This is a genomic window from Empedobacter sp. UBA3475 (assembly GCF_002378465.1).
Classification (GTDB): Bacteria; Bacteroidota; Bacteroidia; order Flavobacteriales; family Weeksellaceae; genus Empedobacter; species Empedobacter falsenii_B.
The window spans coordinates 65,590-80,279 of record NZ_DFRA01000011.1; the positions used below are offsets into that span (position 1 = coordinate 65,590).

Consider the following 14,690-nt stretch of genomic DNA (forward strand, 5'->3'; position numbering starts at 1 on the left):
ATGGAAAATGTTCCACGTGAAACATCTCAAGAAAATCCTTCAAAAGAAGGATTTTCTGGTATTAAGAAATTAGATTTAAAAGATTATTTTTTAACAAAAGAAAAGTTCGAAATTTACGAAGATTCAGAAACTGAAGTTTTGTATACTCTCCCCCAACCTATCGAAAATTTGGGAAAGTATTACGAAAGTAAAAATTACATTTCCCATACCGATGGAAAGAAATCTATTTTCGAACGTTTTTATCAAATGGCAAAATCAATCAATCTAAATAATAAATTAGAATTGATTAATAAAATTGGCAATGGTAAAAAGATTCTAGATTATGGTTGCGGCGTTGGAGATTTTTTAGAGCATCTACAAAAAAATGGTTACGATGTTTTGGGAATGGAGCCAAATGATTCGGCAAGACGAATTGCTCAATCAAAAGTAGGAATCGAAAAAGTTACTTCTACAGAATTAGAACAGAATACAGAAAAGTATGATGTGATTACCTTGTGGCATGTTTTAGAACACATTCCTAATCTTAAAGAAATAATTACAGAACTAAAGAAACATTTAACAAAAAGTGGTATCTTAGTAATAGCTGTTCCAAACCACCAATCGTATGATGCTAAATATTATGGTGAACATTGGGCAGCTTATGATGTACCTCGTCATTTATGGCATTTCACAGAAACCAGCATGCGAAAGTTATTTAGCAACTTTGGTATGAAAATTGAATCTATCCACCCGATGAAATTAGATTCATTTTATGTGAGTCTACTATCTGAAAAATATAAAGGTAATAAGTTAGGTTTTATCAATGCACTTAGAATTGGTTTGAAGTCTAATACTCAAGCTAAAAAAACAGGTCAATATTCTTCTTTAATCTATATTATTAAAGCTGAAAATTAAAATAAGCGTTTTTAAAGAATGATTATCTAATCAGATGTATTAGAAGTCGTTTTTTTTCTAAAACTTTATTAAATCTAATTTATAGAAGCCGTTTTTTAAGATTAATAATAGATAAAATAAATAGCTATGAAAAAAAGTATTTTATTATTTGGGATATGCGCTTCAGCATTTTTAACTTCTTGTGCATCTACAACCGTTGCAAAACAAGAAATACAAACAGGTAAAGAAGTGAGAGGTGCATGGACTTTGACAAATGTAGACTACCAAGGTTTAACAACAAACGAGGTACAAGGTAATGTAAAAGTTACTGATGCAGTTGCGAAAGTTTTTGACACAGCAAACCCAGAATGTTATGAAGGTTCTACATGGAACTTAGTTCAAAACAACAAAAAAGGAACATATACATTTAATAACGCTGGCGGAGATTGCCCTTCAGGAACAACAAATATTATTTGGGATTTACAACAAGATGGTTCTACAACTTACTTTATCTTCAAAGATGTTACAGGAATCAAAGCGAAACAAAATACAGCAGGATATAAAATGCGTGTAGATTATGTTGATGCAAATTCGATGAAATTGGTACAAGATATCAATGCAAATGGAAAAATTGCACAAGTGATTTATAACTTCGTACGTTAATCAACAATTTAAAAAACTTAGAAATTATGAAAAAAATAAATACTAAAATAGCTGCAATTGTATTAGGAGGATCATTTATTATGTCTTCTTGTACAGCTGTACAAAATGCAAACAATACACAAAAAGGTGCTGGTATTGGTGCTGTTGCTGGTGGTGTTATTGGAGGAATCTTAGGTAATAATATCGGTAAAGGTGGTAACACTGCTTTAGGTGCTGTAATTGGAGCTGCTGTAGGTGGAGCTGCTGGTGGTGTTATTGGTAACAATATGGATAAACAAGCGCAAAAAATTGAGCAAGTTTTACCAGGTGCAGAAGTCGTAAGAACTGAAGAAGGGATTAACTTAATTTTAGATGAAAACTCTAAAGTTACTTTTGATTATAACAAAGCTTCTTTAACTGCTGTTGCTAAATCTAACTTAGATAAATTAGTAGAAGTTTTCAACGAATATCCTGATACAGATTTATTAATTGTTGGCCATACTGATAACGTAGGTTCTCAAAATTATAACTTACCATTATCTCAAAAACGCGCACAGTCTGTAAAAGATTATTTAGTTTCTAAAGGTATTGCTTCTTCTCGTTTAACATCGAAAGGAAAAGGTTTAGAGGAACCAATTGCTGATAATACAACTGCAGAAGGACGTGCTCAAAACCGTCGTGTAGAGATTGCAATTACTGCAAACGCAAAAATGAAAGCGGACGCTGCTAAAGAAGCAAACGGACAATAATTCATTTCAATATAAAACAAGAAAAGCGTTCAGATTTTGAACGCTTTTTTTATGTTTAATACGTTTACGATTATTTAAAATTAACCACAAACCATTTATTATTAATCTTTTCTAAAGTCACTTGATATGTCTTAGAAGATTGGTCTTTTAAATTTGCATTCACTTCAACTAATGCAACTTTTTCGTCTGCATCTAACACTTTTGCATCATTAATTGTTGCTTGCTCTAAATTCTTAATTGATTCATCAGAAGAAAATTTTTGGAAAGTATTCCATTCACCACTTCTTGTCAACGCAAAAGCACCAGAATAATTTTTCTTTGATAAATTTGTCATAAAACGATTCGAAAGAGATTTTACCATTCCAGCTTCTTTACTTACATGTGCAGGCGTACTTTCAACCAAAAGAGAATCTACAACCTCAGCAGCACCAACTAAATTCAACGGAACTTTTACCGCTTTACGATTCGTTAAATATCGTTCAGAATTCGGAATTCGAACCAAAATATCTAATCGATCACTCTTAATTTTAGAAGCATCTAATGACGAATATTTAATATTAATTGTATTTTTTCTGTACAAATCATCCATAGAATTTGGATCAATTGTAGAACGAAATGTGTACACAATACTACCTGAATTAAACACTTCTATCGTTGCCGTTACAGCTTTATCCAACTGAATTTCCTCTCCTTGCGCATTGTAGAAAAAAGGAGAAATTGAGATTCCACTATCATCTTGTTTTAAACTAAAATCGAAACGTTGTACATTAGAAGTCGGTTCAGCAGGCGTTTCTACAGTTTCAATTGCACCTGATTTTGGAATTCCATTCACCAAAGGAACTTGATTTCTATTCCATGTAAATTTATTTTGTAACGCGACTTTTTCAGCAATATCAAAAACCTCATCTACTGTTTTTCCATCTAACAACGTACGCACAATTCCCCAACGCGATTCATTATCCATTGATTGACTTGTGTTATACTCGAAAATAATCTGTAAAGCTTCCTTAAATTTATCTTGTTGCATAACAGGCAAAGCCTTCGAAATTTTGTCTACCGTTTCACTAAAAGTTTGCGCAGATGTAGAATCAATTTCAATGTTATCATTTTTACAACTGATAATCATTAAAGCGAAAGAAGCAATGATGAATAAACGTTTCATATAGTATAGATTAATACGTTTTGAGTTAAAGTTTTATAAGCAGTAAATATACTAAATACTTGTGTTGATAATGGTATTTTTTTAACAAAAAAAAAGCAAATTCCATTTCTGAAATCTGCTCTATATATAAAACAACTAAAACTTGAAAAAAATTCTAAATATCCATAGGAACTTCGATTAACATCAAGCGAGAATCTTTTGCTACATTAAACGAAAACTCGTTTGTATCTTTAATCTCGATGACATCTCTTCGTCCTAATTTGTTTCCATCAAATTCAACTTCTCCTTCCACAACCATAAAGAAAACACCATTTCCTTCTTTTTGTACTTTGTATGTTTCTTGTTTATCTTCTGTATAATTTCCTAAAAAAATCCATGCATCTTGATGAATCCAAACTCCTTGATCATCTGCATTTGGAGAAAGAACTTGATATAATTCATTTTCTTTTGCTACTTCACGAACAGAAATTTGTTGATAACGAGGCTCAACATTCATTTTATTTGGAATAATCCAAATCTGAAAAAAATGTCCTTCTTGGTTTTCATAAGCATTCATTTCACTATGAAAAACTCCCGTACCAGCGCTCATTACTTGTACATCCCCAGACTCAATTACAGAACCAGTTCCCATTGAATCTTCGTGAGAAATTCCTCCTTTTGTAGGAATTGTAATAATCTCCATATTATCATGAGGATGTTTTCCAAATCCCATTCCTCCGGTAATTATATCATCATTTACGACACGCAAAGCTCCAAAATGAATACGAGCTGGATCGTAATAATTTGCAAAACTGTAAGAATGTTTAGAGTCTAACCACCCATGATTTCCTCCACCTCTTGATTCTGATTTAAATATTTGGTAATTCATAGTAATTTATTTTTATACAAATTTAGGGTGCAAAAAAAACTTATCTATTGACATGTGATAAGTTATCAATTAACACACCTAGAAGATGAATAAAACTTTTTTTAAATTATTAACAAAATGTTAAAAATAATTTATATTTTAGCATTCAGTTAACACATGAGACATATATATGCTATCAATTTCAGGCGAATCAACATTTAATGTTATACTTTGGATTCTACTCCAAATCGTTCTTGTTATTATAGTAGCAGTTATTTTGTATAAAGTTTACAAAAAACTTACAAAATGAAAAAAGGTTCCGAAGTTTCGGAACCTTTTTAGTTTATATCAATTAATCATTACTGATTATTCTTCCAATCAATTATTTTATCACGAATAAACTCTGCTAATTTCACTTTACTTTGATGCGTCCAACCTGCAATATGTGGCGCCAAAACAACATTATCCGCTTGGATTAAATACTGAAATTCTTCTGGTAAATCAGATGCAACTAATTTCTCAAAACTCGATTTTTCAAATTCTAAAACATCTAAAGCTACTCCTAAAATTTTTCCTGTTTTCATTGCTTCAACCAAATCTTTTGTTACAACAGATTTACCACGCGCTGTATTCACAAAATAAAATGTTTTTTTGAAGTTAGAAATAAATTCTGCATTAATCATTTGCATCGTTTCTGGCGTTTGTGGCGTATGTAAACTTACAACATCAGCTTCCTCAAAAAATTCTTCTAACGAAACTTGTTTTGCAAATTCATTTCCTTTGTTTGATAAAATATCGTAGCAAATCACATTGACTTCGAAACCTTGCAAACGTCTCGCAAAAGCATTTCCCATATTTCCGTAACCTATAATCCCAACAGTTTTTCCTTTCAATTCATCACCACGATTTTCTTCGCGTTTCCAAATTCCATTACGAACTTCGTTATCAGCTCTACGCAAATGATGCATCAACATCAACAACATACCAATCGCATGTTCACCAACAGAATCTCTGTTACCTTCGGGAGAATTAAATAAAACAATGTTATTTTCGGCAGCAAACTCTTCGTCAATATTCTCCAAGCCTGCCCCTACTCTACCAATAAACTTTAAATTCGTTGCTTTTGCCAAAAAATCTTTATCAATTGGAAATCTACTCCTTACAATCATTCCATTATATTCATTGATCTTTTGTTCGATGATTTCTTTGGGCGAAGTATAATCTTCATCAACAATAAACCCCGCTTCGCGAAGTCCATTATTCAGACATTCATGATTAGAATCGATTGCTAAAATTTTATAAGGCGTATTCATTGTAAAAATTTTAATCAAAGTTACAACGAAAGCGAAGATTAATAAATAAATTGATGATGATATTGGTTACAAACAAATCGTTTATAACTCAGTTAATAACAATTTAATTAATTGAAAATGTATAATTTATATTGTTAATTAATTAGATAATTAAGGTTTAAAAAATGATTTTCAACGCATTTGGTAATACCTTAACTTTTACTTGAAGTGAATCGGTATTATGAATCTCTCCATCAAGTTGATACGTAATCGGATTATTATCTAAACTTTCAATCTTGAATTTTTTCACTTTTCGATACTTTGCTTTGTCTAATAAATCAATTTTCTTGGCTAAAACCAATACCGAAAAATAAAATTGTTCGAAAACATCTAAATCTTCAATCATCAATAAATCCAATTCTCCATCAGACAAATCAGCCTTGGGTGTAAAAGAGATCCCATAACCAGAAATGTTAGAATTAGAACAGAAAAGATAATAAAAACTCTTCTCGATAATTACATCATCTATATAAAGACGAAACAATTTAGATTTATAATTCAACAACGTTTTCACAGAAGCGTCAACATAACCAGTAATCGTACGCTTTTGATTTTCTTCATACGTTTTGATAACTTCTGCATCAATCCCAAAACCTAAATTGCTAAAAAAATACTTGTCCTCTACTCTACCAACATCAATTTTGTGAATAGCATTTGATTTGATAATTTCAATCGCTTTGTTAGGATCTTTCGGAATATTAAGATTTGTTGCCAAACCATTTCCAGATCCGGCAGGAATTATTCCCAACGGAATATTTTTTTTCACCAAAGCACTCGCCACTTCATTGATTGTCCCATCACCACCGCAAGCTACAATCACATCCGAATTTTCTGCAATCGCCTCCTTCACCAATTCTTTTGCATGAAATTGATAAGCAGTTTCTTTCAAAACGATTTCATCTGAAGAATCAAATTTTGATTGTAAAAAATCGAGCGAAATATCGTGTTTTCCGTTTCCAGAATTTGGATTAACAATGAAAGTGTACTTCATTTTTTGGGAATTGAAATTTATCAAAACACAAAAATAAGAAATCTAAAAGAATCAAGCTATTTAACGTCTTTTTTTGAAGAATAACTATCAAAAACTTTCTAACTTTGTAGTATGAAAATTAAAGAAATTCAAAACGAAATAGTAGACGAATTCTCATTTTTTGAAGATTGGGAACAACGCTACGAATATTTAATCGAGTTAGGAAAAAGTTTAAATACTTTACCAGAAGAAGCAAAAACAGATGATAAAATCATCAAAGGTTGTCAATCTTCTGTTTGGTTAGATGCAGAATTAGACGGCGATACTATCGAATTTAAAGCTGATTCTAATGCTATTTTACCAAAAGGAATTGCGGCATTATTGGTGAGAATGTATAATCATCAAACGCCAAAAGATATTTTAGAATCGGATACAGATTTTATCAACGAAATTGGTTTATCAGAATTTTTATCACCAACTCGTGCTAACGGATTATTGGCGATGATAAAACAATTCAAATTTTATGCGATTGCATTTCAATCAAAACAAAATAATAGTTAGACGCATCATCTAATCAACCTTATAAAATAATGAACGACTTTTTAGGCCAAGCATTTATTTTTCTTTTTTCCGCTGTAATCTGCGTTCCTATTTCCAAAAAATTAGGAATGGGTTCGGTTTTGGGTTACTTAATTGCAGGAGTTTTAATTGGACCTTATGTGCTGAAATTTGTTGGCAATGACGGAACAGACATTATGCACGCCACAGAATTTGGTGTAGTGATGATGCTTTTTTTAGTCGGATTAGAACTTGATCCAAAGGAATTCTGGAAGATGAAAAATAAAATCATCAACCTTGGTGGAATGCAAGTTTTGGGGACAATAATTATTGCAACTTTAGTCGGAATGTTTGCCTTGAAAATGGATTTTTCTTTGGCTATTTCTATAGCTTTTGCAATAACCATGTCTTCAACAGCCATTATTATGCAAACACTTAGCGAAAAAGGGTTGACCAAAACAAGTATAGGAAAATCAACTTTTTCAGTTTTATTGTTTCAAGATATTATGGTGATTCCAATCTTAGCAATTATTCCACTTTTAGTTGGAGATTCCTTGATTCAGTCCATTGGAGATGATTCTAAAAGTTTGTTAGTTGGTGGACCAGCGTTCATGAAAACCTTAGTTATTGTTGGTGCAATAACATTTATTTACGTAATTGCAAAGTACATTATTACACCTTATTTCAAGTATGTAGGACAATTACAAGTTCGAGAAATTTACACCGCTTCTGCCCTACTTTTAGTGATTGGAGTTTCAATTTTGATGCAAAAAGTTGGAATTTCTCCTGCTTTAGGAGCATTTATCGCAGGTGTTGTTTTGGCAAATAACGAATATAAACATCAATTAGAAAGTGATATAGAGCCGTTCAAATCATTATTATTAGGAATCTTTTTTATTGCAGTTGGATCAACGATTAACTTCAAATTAATTGCAGATAAACCTTTCATGATTCTTGGATTAACATTTGGAATAATGTTAATAAAATCATTGGTTTTATGGTTTATTGGAATCAAACATAAATTTGATTTTGATCAAAAATGGTTGTTCATTTTACTTTTATCACAAGTCGGAGAATTTGCTTTTGTTATCTTATCATTGACTCGAAATTTAGATATTCTAAACAAAGAATGGTACGATTTGATGTTAGCAACAACAGCTATTACAATGGTGATTACGCCTTTACTTTTAGTCTTAAATGAAAAATTAATTCTAAAATATTTTGGTGTAAAAACAAAAGTAAAAACAATCATTGAAAACGATAAAATAAATCCAAATTCAGCTGATGGACAAATTATCATCGCAGGTTTTGGAGATTTTGGAAATACAATTAGTCGTGTCTTGAAAAGTACTGGAATAAAATCAATTGTTTTGGATAATGATAGCGAGCGTGTAGAGAAAATGCGCAAGCAGGGTTTTAATGTTTTCTATGGTGATGCAACAAATGTTAACTTACTAAAATCGGCTGGTGCTGAACATGCAAAATATTTTGTAGCTGCTTTGGATCCGCCAGAAATTAATCAAAAATTAGTTTATATTGTTCGTAAAAACTTTCCGAATTTAGAAATTATTGTTCGTGCAAAAAATCGTAGTTATGCGTATAATTATTTGAAAGATGGTATAGACGAAGTTTATCGAGAAAACTTTTTCTCATCTGTTTACGTTGGTAGACAAATCCTTATAAAATATGGTTTTTCACCTGAAGAAGCGTCTAAAATTGGGGAAATTTTCATAAAAAGTGACCGAAAGTCGTTGCGTAAAATTGCAAAACATGCCGAAAATTCGGATCAATATTTTGAAGCATCTAAGCAAGAATTTGAAAAGCAAATGAAAATGGTTGCAAAAGAAATTAACAATAGAAGTAATGGAGAAGACGAATCATAAAAAACTATTAGTTTTACGTTTTTCTGCGTTGGGTGATGTCACAATGATTGCTCCTGTTTTACAAGAGTTTATTGAACAAAATCCTAATATCGAAGTTTATGTTGCTTCGCGTCCTTTTATGGGAAATATTTTCAAGCAATTTCCTCAAATCAAATTTATTTCGGTTGATTTGAACAAAGAATACAAAAGCTTTTTTAGTTTGTTCAAATTATACAAAGAATTAAAACAATATAATTTTGATTATGTAGCTGATTTTCATAATGTAATCCGATCAAAAATAATTACAACTCTATTTAAACTTAACGGAACAAAAACGGCCACTTTAGACAAAGGTCGTACAGAGAAAAGAGCTTTAGTCAATCAAAAAAATCGCGTTTTTAAGCAATTAAAATTAACAACTGAACGCTATGCTGATGTTTTACGTCAACTTGGTTTTAACGTCAATTTAAAGCATAAAATCGAACCAAAATCGATTAAAGAATCTAAATCAATTGGAATTGCGCCTTTTGCAGCCTTTACAAGTAAAATGTATCCCATCGAAAAGATGAAAATCGTTGCGAAGAAATTAGCTGAAAATGGGTACAAAATTTATTTATTTGGCGGTGGAAAAATTGAAATTGATGAATTAAAAACGTGGGAAAGTTTTAATCCTAACATCAAATCTTTAGCTGGAACAATCTCTTTTGAAGAAGAATTACAAGCAATTGCTAAATTAGAAGTAATGATTTCTATGGATAGCGCAAACATGCATTTAGCTTCGTTGATGGGAACACGCACAATTTCTATTTGGGGTGGAACGCATCCATTTGCTGGATTTTTAGGTTATGGTCAATCTATGAATGATGTGATACAAGACGAAACGATGAAAATTCGTCCAACTTCTATCTTTGGAAAAGATCCAAAAAAGTTTCAAAATTATGATTATTTTCAAAATTTGAGTGCCGAAGATATTTATGAACAAATCGTCGATAAATTAGAAAAATAATACTTTTAAAAGCATCATATCGATGCTTTTCCTATTTTTATAAGAAATTATAATCACATGAAGTATACATTTCTTATTCTTGCCTTATTCTCAAATTTTTTATTTGCTCAAGAACCGAAAGTTATTTTGGTTACGCTGGATGGTGTTCGTTGGAAAGAAGTTTTCCGAGGAGTTGAAAAATCAATTTTAAATGATAAAAAATACAACTCACTTATTGTTCAAACTAATGAAAAATATTGGACAGAAGATTCTATAAAACGTCGCGAATTATTGATGCCATTTACGTGGAAAACGATTAAAGACAAAGGAGTTATTTTAGGAAATCGTGATGAACAAAACTTTGTTAATTTGACCAACAAAAGATTATGGTCTTATCCTGGATACAACGAAATTATTACAGGAAAAGCTGATGATGAGCGAATTAAAAATAACAAAGATATTCCGAATCCTAATGTTTCAGTTTTTGAAATTGCAAATCAACAAAAGAATTTAAACAATAAGGTAATGGCTTTTGGAAGCTGGAGAATGTATACAAATATTTTCAATCAAGAACGTTCTAAATTGTTTGTAAATGCTGGATATCAAGATAGTTTTAATCAAAACAAATCTGAACGAGAATTGCTTATCGAACGTTTTCAATTAGAAACACCAAAACAATGGTGGGCAACTAGATTTGATATTTTTACGCACGAATTTGCGTTAGAAGCGATGAAAAATCAAAAGCCAAAATTACTTTTTATTGGTTATGGAGAAGCTGATGATTACGGACATGATGAAGATTACGATCAATATATTACTTCAATAAATCGCAATGATAGAATGATTGAGGAATTATGGAATTATGTACAAAGCGATCCATTCTATAAAGATCAAACAACTATTATTGTAACAACTGATCACGGACGTGGAAATGGAAGACAATGGCCAGAACATTATGATGAAATTCCTGGATCAGACGAAGGTTTTATTTTGATGATTGGAAATGGGATTAATCCTAAAAAATTCAAACAGAAACAAACTTATCTCAATCAAATTGCCTCTACAATTGCTGATTTGATGAAAGTAAAAACATGGAATTATAAGGATTCTGGGAAGTCGTTATTGAAGTAAGATTTGTCTGCTTTGGATATGCAGTTTAAAACGATAAAATATGCCTTTCAGAGCATTCCTAACTGTAAAATTATTTATTCAAAACTTCACTCTCACAATATCAATAATTTAACCTAAAAAAATATGAACAATCTTTATACAAAATCGGGAGGTCTTATAATAGGCTCTATTAGAATGTCAAGTTTACTTGCTCAAATAAATATTTATGAAGATAAGTTAATAATAAATTATTTGTTTTTCTTTAAAATAATCCTTTTAAAAAAAGATATTATAGATATAATTCCATCTAACGATTTTTTTGAAAAAGGAATTAAAATTCTTCATAAAAATCCTAAATATGATTCAAAAATAATTTTCAGAGTTTCTAATCCTGATAAATTGATAGAAGAAATAAAAAAAACAGGTTTTATGAATTGTAATTAATGCTAAAATACATATTTTATTACATCATTATCAACCTTATTTTGTACTTAATTATTTATTTTATTTTTCATGATATCAATAATCAATTAGATTATTTTTATAAAGTAGAAATAAAAAAACTCCCATCAAAAAATTTGATGGGAGTTTATATTTCTAACTTGTTTGTTCTTGATTAATGAGCTGATTCTCTATTTTTTGATCGATTTCTTTAAAGAATCCGAAACCTTTTAAGATAATGATTAATCCAAAGACTAAAAGACAAATACCAACTCCTTTTCGCACCATAAATACTTTTTGATCGGTAAAACGTTTTTGAAGTTTTCCTGCCAAAAATATTTTACCCAAATCTATTACAAAATAGGTCGTCAAAACAACGCCCATATACAGCATAAAATCGCTTGGATTTGGATATTGAATCATAATTGAAGAGACAATTACAAACCAAAAAACAATGACACCGATATTCAACAAATTCATAATAAATCCATTGATAAACGTTCTCAAATAATTGTTGCTTACAAATCCCGCTTCGCCTTCTATATGTAGCTTTGGTTTAGAGAAATACATGAAAATTCCGTAAATCAATACAAAGAAACCTGCAATGATATAAATGCGGTAAAACTTTGGATGATTGGTCACATAATCTGTAAAATCTTTACTTCCGTAATAGGCTGCTGCAATACACAAAATATCAGCTGCAATAACCCCTAAATCTAGGACTACAGCGGTTTTCCAACTTCTACGCAAACTGGTTTCAATAAGTAAGAAAAATACAGGTCCAATAAGAATTGTACTTAACAAAAAACCTATTAGTATGGCCGAAAATATTATTTCCATAACATAATTAAGGTCTGCAAGATAAGTCTAAAATATGAAACTTAAGCATCAACTAATTCAAAATCTAATTGCTTCTTGATTAAATCAGCATTTAAAACTTTGATTCTAACCGGACTTCCTAACTGATATTTAACACGTGTGCGTTTACCTATTAAAGCATGATTTTTTTCGTCAAAAACAAAATGATCACCTTTCATAGCACGAGAACGAATCAAACCTTCGCAACGCGTTTCTGGGATTTCAACAAAGATTCCATAATCTTGTACACCTGTAATAAAAGCATCAAAAGTTTCGCCAACAAATTGCTCCATGTATTTTACTTGCATATATTTGATTGACTCTCTTTCTGCTTCTGCAGCAATTTTTTCGCGAGAAGAACAATGTTTTGCTTTATCTTCGTAAACAGCTGCTGCAGGAGATTTTTTATCATCTAAATAATCTTGCAACAATCGGTGCGCCATCATATCTGGATAACGACGAATTGGCGATGTAAAATGCGTGTAATAATCGAACGCTAAACCGTAATGTCCTATATTCTCTGTTGTATATTTTGCTTTCGCCATTGTTCGCATTGCCAAAGTTTCAACCATATTTTCTTCTGGTTTTCCTTTCACTTCTGCTAACAACTTATTCATAGAATTGATAGTTGTTTTACGATCTCCAATCTCTAATTCATACCCAAATTGACGAATAAAATTTTTTAAGTCTAATAGTTTATCTGGATTTGGATCATCGTGAACTCGATAAATATAAGTGTTCGCATTCTCTTTTCCATGTTTATCTAAACTAATGAATTCTGAAACTTTTTTGTTACATAATAACATGAATTCTTCAATCAATTTATTCGAATCTTTCGAAATTTTGAAGAAAATTCCTTGTGGATTATGCGCTTGATCTAAATCGAATTTTACTTCAACTTTATCAAAATTAACCGCTCCATATTTCATACGTTTTTGGCGCATTGTTTTGGCTAAACGATCTAAAGTCAAGATTTCATCTTTAAAATCGCCATCTTTTCCTTCGATAATTTCTTGTGCTTCTTCATATGTAAAACGTCTATCCGAATGTGTAACAGTACGACCAAACCATGTTTTTACAATCTTCGCATTATCATCCATTTCGAAAACTCCCGAAAACGTATATTTATCTTCGTTTGGACGCAAAGAACACGCAACATTCGACAACACTTCTGGCAACATTGGCACTACTCTATCCACCAAATAAACAGAAGTTGCACGCTTGTATGCTTCTTGCTCGATCAACGAACCTGGACGAACATAATGTGTAACATCGGCAATGTGAACACCAATTTCCCAGTTTCCATTCTCTAATTTTCGTATTGATAAAGCATCATCAAAATCTTTTGCATCTTTCGGGTCGATTGTAAATGTCGTTACATTTCGCATATCTCTACGACGAGCAGCTTCAGCTTCATCTATCGAAGTATCCAACTGATTTGCTTCTTCTTCAACTTCCTCTGGAAATTGTGCTGGCAAATCGTATTCTAACAAAATTGCATGAATTTCTACATCCGTATCGTCTGGACTACCCAAAACTTGCGTGATTTCACCAAATGGTGAATTAGATCCTTCTGGCCAATTTGTTAATCGAACCACAACTTTTTCTCCTGGTTGAGCATTTTTAATTTTCTCTTTCGGAATAAAGAAATCGTGGTTACCATTTTGCATCGTTACAAAACCAAAATTTCCGTTCTTTCCTAACTCGAAAATACCTGTAAATTCAGTTTTATTACGCTCGATAATTTCTACAATTTCTCCTTCTGCTCTCGATTGATTGGCATGTTTTTTTGGATAAACATATACGCGAACCGTATCGCCCATTAAGGCATTTCGCGTTTTTCCTTTTTGTACAAAGACATCTTGTTCAAGACCATCAATCATAATATAAGCGCTTCCCGAAGAAGTCAAATCCGCAATCCCAACCATATAATCATTGGTTGCATTGATTTTGTATTTTCCTCTTTCTACTTCAGAAATCTTTTTGTCAGCTAATAAAACATTCAAATTCTTAATCAATAATTCTGTATCAATTCGATTTGTTAGGTTTAAAGCTGCTGCAATTTGTTTATAATTTAAAGGTTTATTCGGATTTTGAAATAAAACTTCGATGATAGACTTCGTAAACTTTGTTATGTTTTTGTCTTTTTTCGCCTTTGTATTTTTAAAATTTCTTCTTGGCATAATTTGTTTTCTGTCAAATCTCTTCTTTTTTTTTCGAGATTTATTTTAAAATAGTTAATAAATAAACATCTTAATTATTTGATTATTAAATTATTTTT

The 14,690-nt window shown here is 31.1% G+C and carries 14 protein-coding genes; 8 read left to right on the forward strand and 6 right to left on the reverse strand.

What is annotated here, in order from left to right:
* The 3 genes from B3I31_RS03460 to B3I31_RS03470 all read left to right on the forward strand — a co-directional run bounded on the left by B3I31_RS03460 (window position 1) and on the right by B3I31_RS03470 (window position 2,264).
* On the forward strand, window positions 1-894 hold the full coding sequence (locus B3I31_RS03460; protein WP_125349119.1) for a class I SAM-dependent methyltransferase: 894 nt from the start codon (window positions 1-3) through the stop codon (window positions 892-894).
* A 126-nt stretch (window positions 895-1,020) separates the two neighbouring features.
* Entirely contained in the window at window positions 1,021-1,536 is a 516-nt protein-coding gene (locus B3I31_RS03465) for a lipocalin family protein (protein WP_286495675.1), read from the forward strand.
* 26 nt (window positions 1,537-1,562) lie between these two features.
* Window positions 1,563-2,264, forward strand: coding sequence for an OmpA family protein (locus B3I31_RS03470; protein WP_221854015.1), 702 nt, complete (start codon window positions 1,563-1,565; stop codon window positions 2,262-2,264).
* Between the two features lie 70 nt (window positions 2,265-2,334).
* Here the strand turns inward: B3I31_RS03470 and B3I31_RS03475 are convergent, their stop codons facing one another.
* From B3I31_RS03475 to B3I31_RS03490, 4 genes are all read right to left on the reverse strand, one after another.
* Window positions 2,335-3,426: a hypothetical protein gene (locus B3I31_RS03475; RefSeq protein ID WP_221854014.1), complete on the reverse strand. Its 1,092-nt coding sequence runs from the start codon at window positions 3,424-3,426 to the stop codon at window positions 2,335-2,337.
* A gap of 154 nt (window positions 3,427-3,580) precedes the next feature.
* The gene (locus B3I31_RS03480) at window positions 3,581-4,294 is read right to left on the reverse strand and encodes a pirin family protein (RefSeq protein WP_114998600.1); all 714 of its coding nucleotides are present in this window, start codon (window positions 4,292-4,294) and stop codon (window positions 3,581-3,583) included.
* A 338-nt stretch (window positions 4,295-4,632) separates the two neighbouring features.
* Complete coding sequence (locus tag B3I31_RS03485; RefSeq protein WP_291059851.1) at window positions 4,633-5,586, reverse strand: 2-hydroxyacid dehydrogenase; 954 nt, start codon at window positions 5,584-5,586, stop codon at window positions 4,633-4,635.
* 157 nt (window positions 5,587-5,743) lie between these two features.
* Complete coding sequence (locus B3I31_RS03490) at window positions 5,744-6,616, reverse strand: diacylglycerol/lipid kinase family protein (RefSeq protein ID WP_291059849.1); 873 nt, start codon at window positions 6,614-6,616, stop codon at window positions 5,744-5,746.
* 111 nt (window positions 6,617-6,727) lie between these two features.
* Between B3I31_RS03490 and B3I31_RS03495 the strand changes: the two genes are divergently transcribed.
* From B3I31_RS03495 to B3I31_RS03515, 5 genes are all read left to right on the forward strand, one after another.
* Window positions 6,728-7,156 carry a SufE family protein gene (locus B3I31_RS03495; protein WP_038336207.1) on the forward strand — a complete coding sequence of 143 codons (429 nt, stop codon included), beginning with the start codon at window positions 6,728-6,730 and terminating at the stop codon, window positions 7,154-7,156.
* 29 nt (window positions 7,157-7,185) lie between these two features.
* Window positions 7,186-9,036 carry a monovalent cation:proton antiporter-2 (CPA2) family protein gene (locus B3I31_RS03500; RefSeq protein WP_291087599.1) on the forward strand — a complete coding sequence of 617 codons (1,851 nt, stop codon included), beginning with the start codon at window positions 7,186-7,188 and terminating at the stop codon, window positions 9,034-9,036.
* Window positions 8,990-10,021, forward strand: a complete 1,032-nt coding sequence (locus B3I31_RS03505; RefSeq protein WP_291087602.1) for a glycosyltransferase family 9 protein — start codon at window positions 8,990-8,992, stop codon at window positions 10,019-10,021. The genes B3I31_RS03500 and B3I31_RS03505 overlap by 47 nt, the downstream gene beginning before the upstream one ends.
* Before the next feature lie 57 nt (window positions 10,022-10,078).
* Window positions 10,079-11,131, forward strand: coding sequence for an alkaline phosphatase family protein (locus B3I31_RS03510; protein ID WP_219034089.1), 1,053 nt, complete (start codon window positions 10,079-10,081; stop codon window positions 11,129-11,131).
* A gap of 123 nt (window positions 11,132-11,254) precedes the next feature.
* The gene (locus tag B3I31_RS03515) at window positions 11,255-11,554 is read left to right on the forward strand and encodes a hypothetical protein (RefSeq protein ID WP_219034088.1); all 300 of its coding nucleotides are present in this window, start codon (window positions 11,255-11,257) and stop codon (window positions 11,552-11,554) included.
* Window positions 11,555-11,707: 153 nt separating this feature from the next.
* Here B3I31_RS03515 and B3I31_RS03520 read toward each other — a convergent pair whose 3' ends face one another.
* Window positions 11,708-12,391 carry a LysE family translocator gene (locus B3I31_RS03520; RefSeq protein WP_125349109.1) on the reverse strand — a complete coding sequence of 228 codons (684 nt, stop codon included), beginning with the start codon at window positions 12,389-12,391 and terminating at the stop codon, window positions 11,708-11,710.
* A 41-nt stretch (window positions 12,392-12,432) separates the two neighbouring features.
* Window positions 12,433-14,592 carry a ribonuclease R gene (gene rnr / locus B3I31_RS03525; protein WP_286495668.1) on the reverse strand — a complete coding sequence of 720 codons (2,160 nt, stop codon included), beginning with the start codon at window positions 14,590-14,592 and terminating at the stop codon, window positions 12,433-12,435.
* Window positions 14,593-14,690: the final 98 nt, after the last annotated feature.